General features: G+C 60.6%; 16 protein-coding genes and 2 pseudogenes. 8 read left to right on the top strand and 10 right to left on the bottom strand.

From position 1 onward, the window contains the following. Positions 1-303: 303 nt before the first annotated feature. Positions 304-966 (top strand): hypothetical protein, encoded by a 663-nt coding sequence (locus IPK32_03375; protein ID MBK8091050.1) that lies wholly within the window; start codon positions 304-306, stop codon positions 964-966. Between the two features lie 54 nt (positions 967-1,020). On the opposite strand, the pseudogene IPK32_03370 reads toward IPK32_03375, so the two are convergent. Next, a pseudogene (locus IPK32_03370) lies at positions 1,021-1,738 on the bottom strand (DUF1080 domain-containing protein). Between the two features lie 110 nt (positions 1,739-1,848). Further along, entirely contained in the window at positions 1,849-3,126 is a 1,278-nt protein-coding gene (locus IPK32_03365; GenBank protein ID MBK8091049.1) for an HlyD family efflux transporter periplasmic adaptor subunit, read from the bottom strand. Positions 3,127-3,281: 155 nt separating this feature from the next. On the opposite strand from IPK32_03365, the gene IPK32_03360 reads away from it, so the two are divergent. Beyond that, positions 3,282-4,085, top strand: a complete 804-nt coding sequence (locus IPK32_03360) for an alpha/beta hydrolase (protein MBK8091048.1) — start codon at positions 3,282-3,284, stop codon at positions 4,083-4,085. A gap of 350 nt (positions 4,086-4,435) precedes the next feature. On the opposite strand, the gene IPK32_03355 is transcribed toward IPK32_03360, so the two are convergent. The 4 genes and pseudogenes from IPK32_03355 to IPK32_03340 all read right to left on the bottom strand — a co-directional run bounded on the left by IPK32_03355 (position 4,436) and on the right by IPK32_03340 (position 8,411). After that, positions 4,436-5,863 carry a sulfatase gene (locus tag IPK32_03355; GenBank protein ID MBK8091047.1) on the bottom strand — a complete coding sequence of 476 codons (1,428 nt, stop codon included), beginning with the start codon at positions 5,861-5,863 and terminating at the stop codon, positions 4,436-4,438. Positions 5,864-5,908: 45 nt separating this feature from the next. Further along, positions 5,909-6,040, bottom strand: a complete 132-nt coding sequence (locus tag IPK32_03350) for a FeoB-associated Cys-rich membrane protein (protein ID MBK8091046.1) — start codon at positions 6,038-6,040, stop codon at positions 5,909-5,911. Between the two features lie 39 nt (positions 6,041-6,079). After that, positions 6,080-8,188 carry a ferrous iron transport protein B gene (gene feoB, locus IPK32_03345; protein MBK8091045.1) on the bottom strand — a complete coding sequence of 703 codons (2,109 nt, stop codon included), beginning with the start codon at positions 8,186-8,188 and terminating at the stop codon, positions 6,080-6,082. Further along, positions 8,185-8,411: pseudogene (locus IPK32_03340) on the bottom strand (ferrous iron transport protein A). Before IPK32_03340 ends, feoB begins: the two are co-directional and overlap by 4 nt. A 193-nt stretch (positions 8,412-8,604) precedes the next feature. On the opposite strand from IPK32_03340, the gene IPK32_03335 reads away from it, so the two are divergent. Further along, positions 8,605-9,453 carry a PmoA family protein gene (locus IPK32_03335; GenBank protein ID MBK8091044.1) on the top strand — a complete coding sequence of 283 codons (849 nt, stop codon included), beginning with the start codon at positions 8,605-8,607 and terminating at the stop codon, positions 9,451-9,453. 143 nt (positions 9,454-9,596) lie between these two features. On the opposite strand, the gene IPK32_03330 is transcribed toward IPK32_03335, so the two are convergent. The 4 genes from IPK32_03330 to IPK32_03315 all read right to left on the bottom strand — a co-directional run bounded on the left by IPK32_03330 (position 9,597) and on the right by IPK32_03315 (position 14,561). Then, on the bottom strand, positions 9,597-11,303 hold the full coding sequence (locus IPK32_03330) for a glutamine--tRNA ligase/YqeY domain fusion protein (protein ID MBK8091043.1): 1,707 nt from the start codon (positions 11,301-11,303) through the stop codon (positions 9,597-9,599). 99 nt (positions 11,304-11,402) lie between these two features. Further along, positions 11,403-12,428 (bottom strand): aspartate-semialdehyde dehydrogenase, encoded by a 1,026-nt coding sequence (locus tag IPK32_03325; protein MBK8091042.1) that lies wholly within the window; start codon positions 12,426-12,428, stop codon positions 11,403-11,405. 432 nt (positions 12,429-12,860) lie between these two features. Beyond that, complete coding sequence (locus tag IPK32_03320; protein ID MBK8091041.1) at positions 12,861-13,898, bottom strand: quinone-dependent dihydroorotate dehydrogenase; 1,038 nt, start codon at positions 13,896-13,898, stop codon at positions 12,861-12,863. A 9-nt stretch (positions 13,899-13,907) separates the two neighbouring features. Beyond that, entirely contained in the window at positions 13,908-14,561 is a 654-nt protein-coding gene (locus IPK32_03315) for an SGNH/GDSL hydrolase family protein (GenBank protein MBK8091040.1), read from the bottom strand. Positions 14,562-14,709: 148 nt separating this feature from the next. Between IPK32_03315 and rpmJ the strand changes: the two genes are divergently transcribed. The 5 genes from rpmJ to IPK32_03290 all read left to right on the top strand — a co-directional run bounded on the left by rpmJ (position 14,710) and on the right by IPK32_03290 (position 17,129). Continuing rightward, the gene (gene rpmJ, locus IPK32_03310; protein MBK8091039.1) at positions 14,710-14,823 is read left to right on the top strand and encodes a 50S ribosomal protein L36; all 114 of its coding nucleotides are present in this window, start codon (positions 14,710-14,712) and stop codon (positions 14,821-14,823) included. A gap of 36 nt (positions 14,824-14,859) precedes the next feature. Beyond that, positions 14,860-15,237, top strand: coding sequence for a 30S ribosomal protein S13 (rpsM, locus tag IPK32_03305; protein ID MBK8091038.1), 378 nt, complete (start codon positions 14,860-14,862; stop codon positions 15,235-15,237). A gap of 33 nt (positions 15,238-15,270) precedes the next feature. Next, positions 15,271-15,822: a 30S ribosomal protein S11 gene (gene rpsK, locus IPK32_03300; protein ID MBK8091037.1), complete on the top strand. Its 552-nt coding sequence runs from the start codon at positions 15,271-15,273 to the stop codon at positions 15,820-15,822. 34 nt (positions 15,823-15,856) lie between these two features. Next, on the top strand, positions 15,857-16,468 hold the full coding sequence (rpsD, locus tag IPK32_03295; GenBank protein ID MBK8091036.1) for a 30S ribosomal protein S4: 612 nt from the start codon (positions 15,857-15,859) through the stop codon (positions 16,466-16,468). A gap of 205 nt (positions 16,469-16,673) precedes the next feature. Beyond that, positions 16,674-17,129, top strand: a complete 456-nt coding sequence (locus tag IPK32_03290; GenBank protein ID MBK8091035.1) for a DUF2726 domain-containing protein — start codon at positions 16,674-16,676, stop codon at positions 17,127-17,129. Positions 17,130-17,219 lie beyond the last annotated feature (90 nt).

Genomic DNA, 17,219 nt, shown 5'->3' with positions numbered 1-17,219 from the left:
CAAGCGAGCAAGGACGTGCGCTAAACGCTGCGTGGGAGCCTGTGGGTGCAATTCGATCCACGCAGCGATGCTTTGCGCCATGGGTTTTGGGATTTTGAAACCGCTAATCCGACGCTGACGTGTCGCTCATCTCAAATCCAAATACTTCTCTGTTCATACGATGGGGACTGCTCGTGCCCGCCCCGAACGTCCGGATAGATTTCGCCAGAAGCAGCCCGCGACCACGCCTTTTTCAAACAGTTGCGCTGCGTTTCCAACCTGCTTGCACAGGCTGGGCCGCAGCGATAAAGTCTCGCCCGACTTATGAAGCGCATCGCCACTCTCATTCTGCTTCTAGCCGTCGGCAGCCAATTGTGTGCCGATGAGAAGAAGGACGCACTTGCAAAGCAGCCTGCCAAAGAGAAGGCAAAAGCAGCGCAGGCTCTGCCTCCGAAGTCTTTAGAGGAAGCGCACCAGCAGTTGGAGAAGTTGCTTCCGAAGAAGGAGCTTGTGAAAATTGACGCGATGAAGACCGAAGGTGAGATGATCAAGTATCATTTCGGACCCGGCATGGGTATGCGGAACGGTTGGGGGCTTTGGGGCGGTGGGCCGTTGGCGCAGCACATGAATAAGCTCGGGTTTCATCACCCCGACGATATGTCCGCTGTCATTTTGGAGACCTTTTGGTGCAAGCGACACAAGAAGGATTTCCGTCTGAAGGAGCGAGCAGCCTATTATGAAGCCTATTGGAAGGCCGCAGCAGATCCACCCAGGAGTGCCAGAGATCCGAAAGATGGTTCAGTGGTGGACTGGAACATGTCATTCGGTGCCGGTGAAGACGAGAGTCCTCGCCAGATTCACGCCGGTAAGAGCATGAAGACCGGACGGTGGCTAGCCTATGAGTATGACAAGGGAGTTTACGAGCCAAACGCAGCCCTCTTGAAGCGCACACCATCCGTGGTGAAACCATCCGTTCATCCGTGGTAAAAAAGACGCCGCAGGATCGAGGCGGAGGCGGAGGAGGAGACGGACGAGGAGGGATCAGGGGAGCTCGCGGAGGCGGAGTTTGCGGAAGAGGATGGGGGAGCCTTCGCTTTCGAGGCAGAGGAAACCTTGGGCGACGGTTGCAGGCGGTGCCGCCGCTGACTTCCTCGCCATTCACCCAGAGGCGGACTTCGCCGTTGATGGCGCGGATGTAGTAGTGGTTCCATTCGGGGTGACCTTTGGCGAGGTGCTTGCGGGGGAAGCTGCGGCTGCCGTCTGGACTGAGCGGGGGGAAGGGGGTGAGCTTGACGCCGACGGGGAAGACGTCGCCGTTGGTGCCGAACCAGTCGGTTTTGCCGCCGGCGGCTTTGACTTTGTCGGTGTAGCCGTGGTCGAGGACTTGGACCTCGATGCCCTGGGGGAGGCCGGGCTTGCCGGCGGTGGTGAGGCGCTCGATGGAGGCGGGGGTGGCCCAAACGAAGACGCCGGAGTTTCCAGCCGGTTTTTGGTGGCTCCATTCGACGACGATTTCAAAGTTTTGGTATTCTTTGACGGTGCGGAGGACGCTGACGGGCTTGCCGGTGCAGTGGAGGGTGCCGTCCTGCCAGCTCCAGGTGTCGTCGGCGCTGTTGACTTTGGCGAAGTCGGCGGCGGTGAGGTCGCGGAAGCCGGGCTGGGTGTCGTCGATGAATGCGCGGACGGGATCTGCGGCGGTGAGGGTGAGAGGGAGTAGGGCGGAGAGTGCGGTGAGGGCGAGCAGGGCAGGGTAGTTCATGGCGCTGGAGGATACGTGCGGGGTGTGGGGCTGCTTTGCAGCCTTCGTCATTTTGCTGGGGTGCTGGCGGTGACGGTGGAGGTCCTGGTGACGGTGGGGCCAGGCTGGGGTCACGGTGCTTCACGCGGGACGACGGCGCTGCCGTGTTTGACGGAGTCGGGCGGGTGCATGAGGACGCGGTCGCCGCTCTGGAGTCCGCTGAGGACCTGGGTGTGGCGGCCGTCGCTGCGGCCGGCTTCGACGATGATGGACTGGGCTTTGTCGGCGGCGAGGATGAAGGTTTTCCACTGGCTGCCCTCACGGAAGAGGGCACCGGAGGGGACGAGGAGGGTGCGCGGGGTGCTCCAGACGGCGACGCGGACCTCGACCCGGTAGCGGTCTCCGAGTGGCTGGGTGGCGGTGGTTTGATGTGGGGGGGAGAAGTCGCTGAGGACGAGGACGCGCTGCTCCTCGACACCGAGGGCGGAGACTTTGGTGAAGGCGGCGGGCTCGATGCGGCGGACGCGGCCAGGGAGGGGCTCGGGGCCGCCCCATTGCTCGATGCTGACGGTGGCGCCGGGGAGGATGCCTACGGCGTCGCGGGTGAGGATCTCGGCCTCGACTTCGAGGTCTGTGGGGTCGCCGATTTCGAGGATGGCGGTGCCGGGGGTGATGATGGTGGCGCTTTCTTGCTGGACGCGGAGTACGACGCCGCTGACGGGGGCTTTGATCTCGAGGATGGGAGGGTGGGGATCGTGGGTGGTGAACTGGAGCAGGGCGGCCTGGGCCTGGGTATGGTCGGACTCGGCGGCCTGGAGGGCGAACTCGGCTGCGCGGACTTCACGCTGGCTGATCTCTGCGAGGCGGTGGAACTCATCGCGGTCGGTGTCGCTGAGGGTGCCTTTTTCGGTGGTGCGCTGGACGCGGTCCCAGTTGGACTGGGCGAATTTGTGGGTGGTGCGGCTGGCTTCGAGGGCCTCTTGGGCTCGCTTGCGGGCGGCATCTGCGCTGGCGACTTGGGCGGTGGCGGTGGCGCGGGTGCGATCATCCAAAAGGGCGGGCTGTGCGGGCTGGATGCGGGTGAGGATGGTTTTGCCGGCCTGGACGGTGTCGCCGGGTTTTAAGGTGACACGCTGCATGCTGCCAGCGACGGGGGCGGCGACGATGTGGCGGTTGCGGATGCGGGTGCGGCCTTCTTCACTGACGAAGACGGTGAGTGGCCCGTCCTGGACGAGGGCGGTCTCTACCTGGATGGGGCGTGGGCGGAGGGCGGAGGCGAGGAAGCCGATGCCGCCTGCGATCAGCAGCATGATGAGCATTTTCCGCAGGAGTCCGCGCCGTGCGGGCGGCCTCCGTGCCTCCCACGGCGGGGTGGTGGTGGATGGGCGATCGGTGGCGGCTGCTGGCATGTGGTGGGCGTATCATGCGCTGAGTTCACACTCCCGCAGGTAGTTTTTTCTTGTCGAAAATGCGGTTCCCTGTTTTCTGTCGAAGAGATGCGTGAAGCCTGGAACGAAAAGCCAGGAGTCACGCACTCAGAACCCCCAACCAAGAACTTCTCCTTATGCCCCACGTCGAAACCAACGGAATCAAAATGTACTACCAAGAACGCGGCAGCGGTGAGCCGCTGATCTGCATCATGGGGGTGACGGCCCCTGGCGGTGTGTGGGATGCGCATGCGCAGGCGTGGGAGAAGCACTTCCGCTGCATCCTGGGGGATAATCGTGGCGTGGGTGAGACGGATAAGCCCGAAGGCCCCTACACCACGGCGATGATGGCGGATGATTACGCCGGACTGATGGACAAGCTGGGCATCAAGCAAGCCCGCGTCGTGGGCTGCTCGCTGGGCTCAGTGATCGCGCAGCAGCTGGCGCTGCGGCACCCGGAGAAGGTGAAGAGCATGATCCTCATGTGTACGTGGGCACGGCAGGACCGCTTCGGTCTCTACACCTGGCAGCACCTCATGAAGTGCAAGGCGAGCATGCGGCCGGAGGATTTCATGCACTGGATCCAGATGCTCATTTTCACCAAGCCCTGGTTCGATAATGACGACTGCTGGAACAACATGCAGCAGGGGCTCAAAGATGCGGCCATCAATGCCGCGCCGCAGCCCGTGCATGCGACGGAGGCCCAAAGCGCCGCCGCGATGACGCATAACACGCTCAACGAGCTCAAGAACGTGAAGTGCCCCACGCTGGTCATCGGCGGTAAGGACGATACCTTCACGCCGCAGTGGATGGGCAAAGAAGTGGCCGCTGCGATCCCTGGTGCGGATCTGCATCTCTATGACAATGCGGGCCACGCCTTCCACTGGGAGTGCCTGGGCGACTTCAATCCCCGCACGACGGAGTGGCTGCTGAAGCATTGATCGGGGCAGGCTGGATACCTATACGGCAACAGAAGACTGCGGGAACGCTTCTTCTGTTGCCATCCATCCTCCGAAAGCGTGCGCTGTAGTAGGCAAGGGTGAGCACGAGGCACTCTGAGGGCTGCTGAGAAGCTGCTAGGAGCGTGGGGCGGCTTATCTATACTTCGCGTCATCATGATTTGTGAACACCAGTTTTTTCCTTGGAGGCCCAGGCGTTCAAACCCCCCCCCCCCCCCCCCCCCCCCCCCCGTGGCCCGGCGCCGGCGGGGCGGGCCGGGGGCGAGCCAGTACAGAACCCCGAACCCCCCTGGCCTACCCAGGGCACGGAAACCAGAGGATCTGCAACTACCTCACTTGGCTTTGCCTTTCTTGCCTTTGCCTTTCTTGGGCATTTCGCTGCTGCTGTCGCCGTTGCTGCCTTTGCTGCCGGAGGTGGGTTTGATTTCGGTTTTGGGCAGAAGGGCGGCGAGGCGGGTTTTGATGTCGCTCATGCCGACTTCGGCGGCGAGGTTTGTCCATTCATGCGGGTCTTTGCTGTGGTCGTAGAGTTCCTCACTGCCGTCTGCATAGCGGATGTAGCGCCACTGGCTGTCGCGAACGGCGTGGTTGCCTTTGCCATGGGTGCAGACGGCGTATTGGTCCCAGGTGGCGGCGGGATTTTTCAATAGGGGCATGAGGGAGGCTCCTTTGACGTGTAGGGGAGTGGGGAGTCCGGTGAGCTCGCAGAGGGTGGGGTAGATGTGGGTGTAATCGACAGGTGCGGCACAGGTGCTGCCGGGCTGGGTGATGCCGGGGGCGATGATGGCCATGGAGGTGCGGGTGGCTTTTTCCCAGAGGGCAAATTTCCGCCAGTGCTGCTTTTCTCCGAGGTGCCATCCGTGGTCGGTCCACCAGACGATGATGGTTTTGTCTTTGCGGGGGCTGGCATCGAGCCCATCGAGCAGGCGGCCTACTTGGTCATCGAGGAAGGAGATGGTGGCGAGGTAGGCTTGGACGGCTTTTTTCCATTGGTCGCCTTGCAGCACTTTGGCGTGATCGCCTTCGGGGCGGGCCATTTTTTTACCGGCATCGGGTACATCATCGAGGTCGTCTTCGCGGGTGATGGGGAGCTGGATGTCAGCGAGGGGAAAGCGGTCATAGTAGAGCTGGGGCACATACCAGGGGAGGTGGGGCTTGATGAAGCCGAGGGCGAGGAAGAGGGGCTGGTCGGTGGGGGCTTTCTGGAGGTGGTCGATGGCCCAGGAGGTGGCTTTGTAGTCGCCCATGTCCTGTGGGGCGGCTTGGATGGCACCCCAGTCGAAATGGCCACTTTGGAGGCCGTTGAGATTGGCATCGTGATCGTTCACGGTGGGGAAGAGGCCCGCCCACTCGGTCCAGGTGTCGTCACGGCCTTCACTGCCGAATCCATGGTAGATTTTGCCGCCGCCGCGGGTGTTGTAGCCGCTGGCGAGGAAGTGGCGATTGATGGTGGTGATGTCTTTGAGCACGCCTTGGGCGGGGTCGCCATTGGTGTAGATGCCGGTTTCCCAGGGGCGTAGGCCACTCATGAGGGCTGCGCGGGAGGGATTGCAGGCGGGGGCGGCGCAGTGGGAGTTGGTGAATGCGGTGCCGCGTGCGACGAGGCGGTCGATATTCGGTGTTTTGGCCTGTGGATGGCCGCCGAGGTGGCCTACCCAGTCGTTGAGATCATCGACGGCGATGAAGAGCACATCAGGATGCGTCTGCGCAGGGGCTTGGAGGGCGAGCAGGAGAAAGAGTGCAGCAAAGAGACGAATCATAAGGCCGCGTGAACGTGCGGCCTGGGACTCTCTTGCAGGGCGCAGTCACTTGGGGCAGCCGCCGCCACATCCGCCGCTGCCGCAGCCTGATTTGCGGCGATTTTTCACGGCACGAACGATGAAGATGACCGCCGTGAGGATCACGATGGCGAGGGCGGTGAGGGTTTGCCAGTCCATGGTGATGCTGAGGGTGCGGTGGGGTGGATGAATGGGAGGTCAGTATCCCAAAGCGGTGCCGATCTGGAATACGAGGAGGCTCAAAAGATAGGCGGTGCCAGTCATGTAGCCGAGCTGGAGCATGGCCCACTTCCACGAGCCGGTCTCTCGCCGCACGATGGCGATGGTGCTGATGCACTGCATGGCGAAGACATAAAAGATGAGCAGGCTGATGCAGACGAGGGGCGTATAGACAGGGCGGCCATCTGCGCGGCGTTCTGCGGCGAGTTTGTCCCGCAGGGGATCGAGATTGTCTGCGTCCTCACTTTCTACGGCATAGACGACGCCCATGGTGGTATTGAAGACTTCGCGTGCGGCGAAGCTGCCGATGAGGCCGATGCCGATTTTCCAATCATAGCCCAGGGGCTCGATGACGGGCTCGATGAGCTTGCCCGCACGGCCTGCGAAGCTGGCGGCGAGCTGGGCGGATTTGTCGGTGCCTTCGCTCTTCGGGTAGGTGGATGCGGCCCAGATGAGGATGGAGATGCCGAGGATGATGGTGCCTGCACGGACGAGGAAGGCACGGGCACGCTGCCAAACGAGTAGGAGGATGGAGCGGAGTGAGGGCCGCTTGTAGGCGGGCATTTCCAGGATCATGGGGCTGCTGGCTCCCTTCATGATGCGGCGGCTAAAGATCCAGGCGAAGACGAAGGCCCCGCCGGTGCCTAGCGCATAGAGTCCGGTCATCAGCAGTGCCTGTGTCCATGGCTGCGCTGGAAAGAGCAGGCCGATGAGCAAGGTGTACACGGGCAAGCGAGCGGAGCACGAGGCCAGGGGTGCGATGAGGATGGTGACGAGGCGGTCCTTGGGGCTGTCGATGGTGCGTGCGGCCATCACGCCGGGCACGGCGCAGGCGTAGGAGCTGAGGAAGGGCAAAAACGACTTCCCATTGAGACCCACTTTGCTCATCAGCCAGTCCATGATGAAGGCCAGCCGCGCCATGTAGCCAGTGTCCTCCATCAAGCCGATGAAGAAGAAGAGGATCATGATCTGCGGCAAAAAGATGACCACGCCACCGACGCCGGAGACGACACCATTGACCATGAGATCACGCAGATCCCCTGGAGCCATGAGGGACTCGACCCAGGCACCGGTTTGGCCAAAGAGACTGTCGATCCACTCCATGGGCACGGCGGCGACGCTGAAGATGAGATAGCCGAGCAGTAGAAAGACGAAGACGAGATTCAGCATGCCGATGACGGGATGCAGCAGTACGCGATCGAGCTTGGCAGTGAGTGTGTCCACTTCCTGATCGGGCCGCGTCAGCACCTCGGAGCAGAGTTTTTCGATGGCACGATAGCGGGCGGTGACCAGATCATCCTCCCAGCCAGGGAATGCAGCATCAATGCTGCGGCGCAATTCATGGATGTGAGTCATCTGCGCATCTCCCAGGCCATAGTGCGTGGGATCATGGTCGGAGAGCAGGTAGAGCGGCTCTAGCAGTGAGGCGCATGCGTGGATGGCACCCATCTGGCAGAGTGGACCGCGACTTTGCTCCAGAGCGGCTCGCACGCCTTCTGGTAGGGCGATGCGCAGCGGGTTGTCTGCGTGGGGCACGCTGGATTGCTCACGGCTGAGGGCGATTTTCAGCTCGGTGAGTCCTTGGCCACTCACGGCCTGTGTTTTCACCACCGGGATGCCTAGCTGGCGACTGAGCTTTTCGGCATCTGTGCGCCACTGGCGCTGCTCGGCCACATCGACCATATTCAGCACCAAAATCGTCGGTAGGCCCAGTTCGAGCACTTGGGAGACGAGGTAGAGATTGCGCTCGAAATTCGCCGCATCGACCACGCAGACGACGCGGTCTGGGCGTGGCGTCTCTGGGCGTCTGCCGAGCAGGACATCCCGCAGCACGGCCTCATCTGGGGAGCGTGCATTGAGGCTGTAAGCACCCGGCAGGTCGATGAGGCGCAGTTTTTTGCCGTGCTGGCTGTAGCATTCACCGATCTTCTTTTCCACGGTGACGCCGGGGTAGTTTGCCACCTTTTGGCGCAGTCCCGTGAGCAGATTGAAGAGCGTGGTCTTGCCCGAGTTCGGGTTCCCCACGATGGCGATGAGCGGTACCTCTGCGGAGGCGGCTCCTGCGGATGCAGCGGTCGAGTTGCTCATTCCAGTTCGATGAAAGCCGCTTCGTGATTGCGCATGGAAAGGCGTGATCCCCGCACACTGATCTCAATGGGCTCGCCCAGGGAGCCCTGCGGATGACTTGGACGAGCGTGCCAGGGACGATGCCCATTTCCCGTAGTCGTGTCAGCGCGGAGCGTCCTGTAGGCATGGATAGCACCCTTGCGTAAGGGCCGATGGGGAGTTGAGCGAGTGTCATGGGGGACATGGGGAAAGAGGAATCGGAGCAGGCAATCAACGAGATGGAGGCGCAGGTAACGGCTCTGCTATTGAGACTCTGTCGCAGATCGTTGCACGCCGCGCAATCGCGTACTTGGATCACTTTTTGTCATTTCGGCTCCGTGCGGCCTTTTTCACGCCTGCATGTAGAAATGCCATGCGGTGGGCGTTTCACACCGCCCATGAAACGCACCGCCCTCCTTTCTGCCTTCCTCCTGCTTCTCAGCCTCGCGGCCAGTGCCGCAGAATTCACTGTCGAAAAGACCGCCTCTGGTGGTGCGGTGGTGAAGGTAGATGGGCAGCTTTTTGCTGAGTATGTCGTCGATCAGGCGAACAAGCCGTATCTGTGGCCGATCCTTGGCCCCACGGGCAAGGAAATGACGCGTGCCTACCCGATGAAGAACGTCGAGGGTGAAAAGCAGGATCATCCGCATCATCGCGGGCTGAATTTTGGCCACGAGAGCATCGGCGGGTATGACACCTGGGCAGAGAAAGCCACCTTTGGCGAGAATCCGAAGAGCTCTGAGCGCCTGAAGCACCTGGGAGCGATCAAGCACAAGAGTTTCAAGCAACTGCAAGGCGGAGCGACAGGCGTGCTGACCGCTTTGTCCGACTATGTGGATGCTGAGGGCAAAGTGACGCTCACCGAGGAGCGCACGCTGACTTTCCGCGTGGAAGATGATGGCAGCCGCGTCATTGACGTGGACATCGACTTGATCGCCTCTGAGGCCGATGTGGTGGTGGATGATAAAAAAGATGCCGGTCTGAGCATCCGCGTGCCACACAGCATGAGCGTGGATGCGAAGGAAGGCGGCAAGCTCATCAATAGCGAAGGCCAGACCGATGCAGACACCTGGGGCAAGCGTGCCAAATGGTGCGACTACCACGGCCCCGTGGGCGGAGAGCACCTGGGCATCGCGATGCTGAACCATCCGAGCAGCTTCCGCTTCCCCACCTCCTGGCACTCACGCACCTACGGCCTCTTCACCGCGAACCCCTTCGGCCTTTCTCAGTTGAAGCTTCAAAAATAGAGTGGTGCCCACACGCTGAAAAAAGGTGAGCATCTGGTGCTGCGCCACCGCTTCATCTTCCACAAAGGCGACGAGAAGACCGGCAAGATCTCTGAAGCCTGGGAAAATACGCGAAGGAGTCGAAGTAAGCTGCGCGGTGCGGCTTACTTCTTTGCCCAGCCGTCCTTCAAAGTGACCGTTCGGTTAAAAACAGGTGCTCCAGGCTTGGAATCGACCGGATCGACGAAAAAGTAGCCCACACGCTCAAACTGCCAGTGGCTGCCCGGAGCAGCCTCTCGCAGCGATGGCTCCAGTTTGGCGTCGGAAAGGACCTCCAGTGAGTCTGGGTTCAAAAACTGCGTGAAATCGCCGTCCTCGCCAGCATCGGCATCGGGCGTCTCGACGGTGAAAAGTCGATCATAGAGCCGTACCTGCGCATCCACGGCGTGGCGGGCACTGACCCAGTGGATGATGCCTTTGGGCTTCGGACGGCCCTCAGGCTTCTGTCCGTGGCGAGTGGTCTCGTCATAGGTGCAGCGTAGTTCGGTGATGTTGCCCGCGGCATCTTTGATCACTTCCTGGCAGATGATGCAGAAGGCGAACTTCAAGCGCACTTCACCGCCTGGCTTCAGCCGGTGAAAGCCCTGGGTGGGGAATTCCATGAAATCCTCCGCGTCGATGAAAATCTCCCGGCAGAGCGGAATCTGGCGTGTGCCTGCGCTGGGATCTTCTGGGCTGTTCGGAGCCTCCAGCTGCTCGACGCGGTCTGCGGGGTAGTTTTCCAGCACCACCTTGATCGGCCGCAGCACGCCGTAGGCACGACGGGCGGTTTTGTTGAGGCCTTCACGGATCGCGTGCTCGAGCAGCGCCACCTCGGTGAGTGAATTGAATTTGGTGAGGCCAACGGTTTTGCAAAAGGAGCGCAGTGCAGCAGGCGTGATGCCACGGCGACGCATGCCACTGATCGTCGGCATGCGTGGATCATCCCAGCCGCTCACGAGATTCTCCTTCACGAGGCGCAGGAGCTTACGCTTGCTCATGACGGTGTAGGTCACATTCAGGCGGGCGAATTCACGCTGGTAGGGCTGTCCTGGCAGGCCATCGACGTTGTTGATCAGCCATTCGTAGAGAGGGCGATGAATCTCAAACTCCAGCGTGCAGAGGCTGTGGGTGATGGATTCCAGCGCATCACTGAGTGGATGGGCATAGTCGTACATCGGGTAGATGCACCATTTGTCCCCCGTGCGGTGATGATGGGCGTGGAGGATGCGGTAAATGGCCGGGTCACGCATGTGCATGTTCGGAGATGCCATGTCGATCTTGGCCCGCAGCACGCACTCGCCCTCCTTGAACTCGCCAGCACGCATGCGGCGGAAGAGAGTCAGATTTTCCTCCACGCTGCGCTCTGCGCAGGCGCTACGCGTGCCGGGAGTGGTCAGAGTGCCGCGATTCAGGCGCATCTGCTCCTGTGTCTGGTCATCCACGTAGGCCAATCCTTTGCCGATAAGCTGCTGGGCGAACTCATAGAGCTTCTCAAAGTAGTCGCTGGCGTAGTAAAGATGAGTGCCCCAGTCAAAGCCGAGCCACTTCACATCTTCTTGGATGCTATCGACATACTCGACTTCTTCCTTGGTCGGATTGGTGTCATCAAAGCGCAGGTGGCAGCGTGCCTGCGGCGCATACTCCTGCGCGAGGCCGAAATTCAGGCAGATGCTCTTCGCATGGCCGATGTGGAGGTAGCCATTCGGCTCTGGTGGGAAGCGTGTGACGATTTGCCCTCCGTTGCGTCCAGCCGCGACATCGGCGGCGATCATTTCGCGGATGAAATCGAGTGAGGGGGCAGTGGCGGGGGCAGGGGCGTTTTCGGACATGGATATGTCCGCATAATCACGAATGGGCAGGGGGTCAAGAATTCGTCCCATGCCCATGCGAGTCATGCCGGATGCCGAGCCGTGTGATGCAGGGCTGCTTTACAGCAGGCACTCAGCGATCTGCACCGCATTGAGAGCGGCCCCTTTGAGGAGCTGATCGCCGACGACCCAGAAGGTGAGACCATTATCCAGAGCGCAGTCCATGCGAAGGCGGCCTACGGCGCAGTTATCACGCCCTGCGATGTCGAGGGCGAGCGGATACTGCTTGTTGGCCGGATCGTCGATGATGTCTAGGCCGGGTGCTTTGGCCAAAACTGCCCGTGCGGACTCGACGCTCACGGGTTTTTCGAACTCGGCAGTGATGGCGATGCTGTGGGCGCGGAAGACAGGGATGCGCACGCAGGTCACGGAGGCGCGGAAGTCCGGGTGATGCATGATTTTGCGGCCTTCGTTCTCCATTTTCATCTCTTCCTTGGTGTAGCCCGTTTCGAGGAAGCTATCGACCTGCGGGATGGCATTGAAGGCGATTTGATGCGGATACACGGCGGGCTTGTTATCGAGCTTGGCGGCATCCCAGGCGCGGTTTTGGCTAGCCCAGTCACGGGATTGATTGGCCAGCTCTTCGATGGCCTGTGCTCCAGTGCCAGAGACAGCCTGGTAGCTGCTGGCAAAGATGCGCTTCACGCCAAAGGCCTGATGCAGCGGATAGAGAGCCATCAGCGAGATGGCAGTGGTGCAGTTCGGATTGGCGATGATGCCCTGGTGGCCCTTCACATCGGCGGCATTGATTTCTGGCACCACGAGCGGGACTTTCGGGTCCTGGCGGAAGAAGGAGCTATTGTCCACGACCACGGCACCGGCCTTGACGGCATGCGGGGCAAAATCACGCGAGATACCACCACCTGCGCTGAAGAGCGCGATGTCGATGCCCTGGAAGGAATCTGGCGTGAGCTCCTGGATGGTGATGTCCTGGCCTTTGAACTTGAGCTTTTTGCCAGCGCTGCGGGCGGAGGCGAGAAGGGTCAGTTTCGCGACGGGGAAGGCGCGTTCTTCGAGGCAGCGGATCATTTCCACGCCGACGGCGCCGGTGGCTCCGACGATTGCGACGTTCTTGGGGGTGCTCATGGGGTTCTGGTTCAGGGTTTGGGGTGAAAAAGGGCAGCGATCCTACGACCAAGCGGCCTGGATGCAAGGCGCGAAAGGGCTGGAAGCAATGGTCGGTCTGACTGCTACACGGACGGTCGCGGCGTGAAGTGTTTTTGAGAGTCTAGAGCAGTTCTGAGAAGCACTAGGGATCAAAAGTCAGCCCAAAGGGCTGTTTTTACAATTCCCTTTCAAATCTCTTCCAACTGCCTGACACACATTCCGCAGACTGTGCGAAACTACCTCCAGACAATAAGAGTAGTCGCAAGACTGCTAAGTCGCCAGTTTCTCAAACCTAGTGGTTCCTTCTTGGCTGTTGGCACACACTTCAAAGGACCGGGGCGGATCGAGTGATCCGCCCCGGTTCTTTGGGCCAAAGGCTCCCTTCTCCTCACCGGATGCTCTGCGGCATGCTCAGGCGAGGGCGGCGAGGGTCTCGCGGATGAGTGCGGGGCCACGGAAGACGAGGCCGCTATAGATTTGCACCAGATCAGCTCCGGCGCGGCGCTTTTCCTGGGCGTGAGGGCCCGCAGTGATGCCGCCGACGCCGATGAGCGGTGTGCCTGGACGCAGCAGCATGCGAAAAGCCTCTAGCACGAGGCTGGAACGCTCACGCACAGGAGCACCGCTGAGCCCGCCAGTCTCTGTGGCTAGGGCGTGGCCTGTGATGGCGCTGCGGTCGATGGTGGTGTTCGTGGCGATGACACCATCGAGGTGCAGCTCATTGAAGACGCGGGCCAGAGACTCGATTTGCAGGTCGTTGAGGTCCGGGGCGATTTTGACGAGTAGAGGGACTTTTTTACCGTGTTCTTGCTGGAGGGCGGCTTGCTCCTTTTTCAGTGCAGCGACGAGTTGGCGCACGGCTTCTTCCGCCTGGAGATCGCGGAGTCCCTTGGTGTTCGGGCTGGAGATGTTCACCGTGATGTAGTCAGCGACGCGGTAGGCGACTTTCAGGCAATAGAGGTAATCATTCACCGCGCCCTCATTCGGGGTGTCGAAGTTTTTACCGATGTTCACACCGACGATGGCCTTGGAGCGGCGCTTTTCCAGGCGTGTGACAGCGCTGTGGATGCCGGGATTGTTAAAGCCCATGCGGTTGATCAGCGCATCGTGCTCTGGTAGGCGGAAGAGGCGTGGCTTTGGATTCCCTGGCTGCGGACGCGGTGTGAGCGTGCCCACTTCCACATGGCCCAGGCCGAGTGCGGCCCAGGCATCGACAGCGCTGGCAGATTTATCCATGCCGGCGGCCAGTCCGAGTCGATTGGCAAAATCCAGGCCCATGCACTGGATGGATGCGGGCTGCTCTGCCGTGTGTGTAGGGGCCACGGATTGCACAAAGCCGAGTTTGTGACCGATGACCATCATTTTGACAGTCAGGGAGTGCGCGGACTCGGCATCCATGCGGAAGAGCCAGGGCTTCAGGACGGGATAAAACTTTTCCAGCAGGGTCATGAGGGGAGATTAGAGAGAGAGGATCGACTTCACTTTCGCGGCGAGGGCGAGCCCCAGCGTGCTGTGGGCAGCCGCATCGAGGTGGATGCCATCGGCGGCACTGGGCTCGATGATGTCCTGTGTATTGAAGAAGTGGCAGCCCAGTTGCTTGGCCACGGCATCATAGAGCCGGGGCAGCTTGCGGCTGTTTTCGCGAGCGAGGGGGAATTTCTCCGTCACACCCGGCAAGTGAGAGGTGTCACCGATGATGGGCGGGCAGAGGATGAGTAGGGCAGGGGGGCGGCCCTCCAGACCGGCATCACTGGCCAAGATCATCTGGGCGATGATTTTCATCCCCACGGCGATTTCGGGTGGGGAGACTGCAAAAATGGCCTTCAGGTCATTGGTGCCCAGCATCAGGATCACGAGATCGAGCGGCTTTTGGGACTCTAATATAGATGGCAGCACGGTTTTGGCATTCCGCGCAGCGGCGAAAGGGTCATCGTGGACCGTGGTGCGGCCATTTTGGCCCTCTTCGATGATTTTGACGCCAGCGCCGAGCTCGCGGGCCAGAATGCCCGTCCACCGCACATCGTGGGGGAAGCGGCGCTGGTAGGGGGCGAGGATGCTATCGGGCACAAAGCCCCAGGTATTCGAGTCGCCGAAACAAAGAATGTTTTTCATGCGCAGCGATGATGGGAAGGGCTTTTCAAAACGCACAGGAAAACTGTGAAAAACTAGCTTGCGTGAAATTTCTTTCGTGGTAGGCATCACGCCCCCTGCTCCCGGAGCAGGGGTCACTGATCCATTCCCCCCACTGGAACCCCCTCTCATGCGAGTCCGTACCTCCGTTAAACCTCTTTGCGAACTTTGCCGCGTCATTCGCCGCGCTGGTGTCGTCCGCGTCGTCTGCAAAAACCCGCGCCATAAACAGCGCCAGGGCTGATCCTTTTCCACCAACAACAACCCACACGCCCACGTCATGCCTCGCCTGCTCGGAGTCGAAATCCCGAACGACAAAAAAATCGAATACTCACTGCCATACATTTATGGTGTGGGTCTTCCCCTTAGCCGCAAGGTGCTCGCGGCGACCAAAATCGACCCGAACATCCGCGCTGGCGCACTGACGGACGATGAGATCGCCCTGATCACCCAGGCGATCCAGGCCACCAAAATTCCGATCGAAGGCGACCTTCGTCGTGAGATCCAGATGCACATGAAGCGCATCCTCGGGATCAACTGCTACCGTGCACACCGCCATCGCCGTGGTCTGCCCGTGCGTGGTCAGCGCACCCACACCAATGCCCGTACCCGTAAAGGCCCACGTAAGACCGTCGGTGCCCAGAAGGCCTCTAAATAATCTCCACACTTAACGCGAAGCACATTTCATCCCATGGCTGACGAAACTACCCCAGCAATCCCCGCCGCCCCGGAGGCCGCCGCAGCACCCGCTGCCGCCCCAGCAGCACCTGTCGCTGCTCCCGGAGCAGATAAAGTCCCCACCAGCGGTGACCGCCAAGTCTCCCAGAGCATCTGGGCAGAAATCGGCGGAGAAGGTGCCGAGGCCACCAAGATCGTTAAGGCCAAAGGCAGCAAAAACGTCACCTCCGGCATCGTCCACGTGCGTTCCTCCTTCAACAACACCATGGTCACCATCACCGACAAGACCGGCGCGGTCATCGGTTGGTCCACCTCCGGTAAAATGGGCTTCCGTGGCAGCCGTAAAGGCACCGCCTACGCCGCCCAGGTCGTCGCACAGGATGCCTGCCGTCAGGCGATGGGTCACGGCCTCCGTGAGGCTGAAGTCCGTCTCCATGGCCCAGGCTCCGGTCGTGAATCCGCCGTGCGTGCCGTCCAGGCCCTCGGTGTCGAAGTCACCACCATCAAAGACACCACGCCGATCCCCCACAACGGCTGCCGTCCGCCCCAAGCACGTCGCGTCTAATTTTTTCACACTCACCTCTTTTATCTACTGACTCATGGCTCGTTACACTGGACCTCGTGAAAAAATCGCCCGCCGCTTCGGCATCGCGCTTTTCGGCCCCTCCAAAGCACTCGAACTCCGCAACTTCCCCCCTGGACAGCACGGCGCACGCAACACCCGCCGCAAGACCTCCGAATACGGCACCGCCTTGCTCGAAAAGCAGAAGCTCCGCTTCCAATACGGCGTGCTTGAAAAACAATTCCGCCGCTTCTTCGCAGAAGCCCAGCGCCGCAAAGGCGTGACCGGTGAAATCCTCCTCCAGATGCTCGAGCTCCGCCTCGACAACGTCTGCTACCGCATGGGATTCGCCAACACCCGCTTCGCTTCCCGCCAGCTCGTCGCTCACCTCCACATCACCGTGAACGGCAAGATCGTGAACATCGCCAGCTTCCAGTGCAAGCCTGGTGACGTCGTCGCAGTGAAGGCCGCTCCTCGCAGCCAGCAGCTCGTCGGCAAGTTCCTCGAAATGACCGCTGGCAGCCCCGGAGCCGACTGGACCACCGTGGACCGCGAAGCCATGAAGGGCACCGTCAACCGCGTCCCCGTGCGCGAAGAAATCGCCCCCATCGCTAACGAGCAGCTCGTCGTCGAACTCTACTCCCGTTAATCGAGAGAGCGATTCATCTCAATCATCCACCAAAAGGGACGCCGCGAGGCGTCCCTTTTGCTTTATCGCCATGAACGCCTGCATCCGGTCTCGCTCCCTCTGAGTCTGATCTCGTTCTGCGTCTTGGGAGCAAAACTGTTGTTTATCCCTGGAGTGATTTAGGCTATAATTACTATAATTTAGCCTGCGAACCCGCCTCCCTCCAATGAAACTCATCGCCCCACTGACAGATACCCGAATCGCTCTGGAGCATCATTATAAGCCCAAAGCATTGCTCACACCTACTGAGGCCCGCTTTCATGCCTGCTTGGAGCAGATTTCTCAACATCGCTGCCGCATTCAGGTAAAGCCCCGCCTCGCCGATGTCTTTCAGCATGCGAAAGGCGATCTCTCCGGTTTCAACAAGGTCAGTCAAAAGCACGTCGATTTCCTCATTTGCCGCAATGACGACTGGATGCCTATGCTCGGGATTGAATTGGATGATGACAGTCACGAGCGGAAAGACCGCAAAGAGCGCGACATGTTCGTGAACGCACTTTTCGCACTGACCAATATCCCTCTCTTGCGCATCCATGTCCGCGAGGTGGACCGCGTGGAGCAACTCGTCGAAACTCTCAGCCGTGGCTGGCTCCGCCGCTGGCAGACGTTGGAAGCGAGTTAGGGCGTGTTTAATGCGCTTGGATCTTCACGGTGGAGTGACGGCGATCCGCTGTTGCTGCCAGTGTTGTTCTCGGGTGTTCTGTGCATGTTC

It is taken from the genome of Verrucomicrobiaceae bacterium, from assembly GCA_016713035.1.
GTDB lineage: Bacteria > Verrucomicrobiota > Verrucomicrobiia > Verrucomicrobiales > Verrucomicrobiaceae > Prosthecobacter.
This window is presented reverse-complemented; position numbering and strand designations above follow the sequence as displayed.

Excerpts from the sequence above, each read along its gene's own strand:
- IPK32_03375 (MBK8091050.1), top strand. The coding sequence starts at position 304 with ATGAAGCGCATCGCCACTCTCATTCTGCTTCTAGCCGTCGGCAGCCAA.
- IPK32_03365 (MBK8091049.1), bottom strand. The coding sequence starts at position 3,126 with ATGCCAGCAGCCGCCACCGATCGCCCATCCACCACCACCCCGCCGTGG.
- IPK32_03360 (MBK8091048.1), top strand. The coding sequence starts at position 3,282 with ATGCCCCACGTCGAAACCAACGGAATCAAAATGTACTACCAAGAACGC.
- IPK32_03355 (MBK8091047.1), bottom strand. The coding sequence starts at position 5,863 with ATGATTCGTCTCTTTGCTGCACTCTTTCTCCTGCTCGCCCTCCAAGCC.
- IPK32_03350 (MBK8091046.1), bottom strand. The coding sequence starts at position 6,040 with ATGGACTGGCAAACCCTCACCGCCCTCGCCATCGTGATCCTCACGGCG.
- feoB (MBK8091045.1), bottom strand. The coding sequence starts at position 8,188 with ATGAGCAACTCGACCGCTGCATCCGCAGGAGCCGCCTCCGCAGAGGTA.
- IPK32_03335 (MBK8091044.1), top strand. The coding sequence starts at position 8,605 with ATGAAACGCACCGCCCTCCTTTCTGCCTTCCTCCTGCTTCTCAGCCTC.
- IPK32_03330 (MBK8091043.1), bottom strand. The coding sequence starts at position 11,303 with ATGTCCGAAAACGCCCCTGCCCCCGCCACTGCCCCCTCACTCGATTTC.
- IPK32_03325 (MBK8091042.1), bottom strand. The coding sequence starts at position 12,428 with ATGAGCACCCCCAAGAACGTCGCAATCGTCGGAGCCACCGGCGCCGTC.
- IPK32_03320 (MBK8091041.1), bottom strand. The coding sequence starts at position 13,898 with ATGACCCTGCTGGAAAAGTTTTATCCCGTCCTGAAGCCCTGGCTCTTC.
- IPK32_03315 (MBK8091040.1), bottom strand. The coding sequence starts at position 14,561 with ATGAAAAACATTCTTTGTTTCGGCGACTCGAATACCTGGGGCTTTGTG.
- rpmJ (MBK8091039.1), top strand. The coding sequence starts at position 14,710 with ATGCGAGTCCGTACCTCCGTTAAACCTCTTTGCGAACTTTGCCGCGTC.
- rpsM (MBK8091038.1), top strand. The coding sequence starts at position 14,860 with ATGCCTCGCCTGCTCGGAGTCGAAATCCCGAACGACAAAAAAATCGAA.
- rpsK (MBK8091037.1), top strand. The coding sequence starts at position 15,271 with ATGGCTGACGAAACTACCCCAGCAATCCCCGCCGCCCCGGAGGCCGCC.
- rpsD (MBK8091036.1), top strand. The coding sequence starts at position 15,857 with ATGGCTCGTTACACTGGACCTCGTGAAAAAATCGCCCGCCGCTTCGGC.
- IPK32_03290 (MBK8091035.1), top strand. The coding sequence starts at position 16,674 with ATGAAACTCATCGCCCCACTGACAGATACCCGAATCGCTCTGGAGCAT.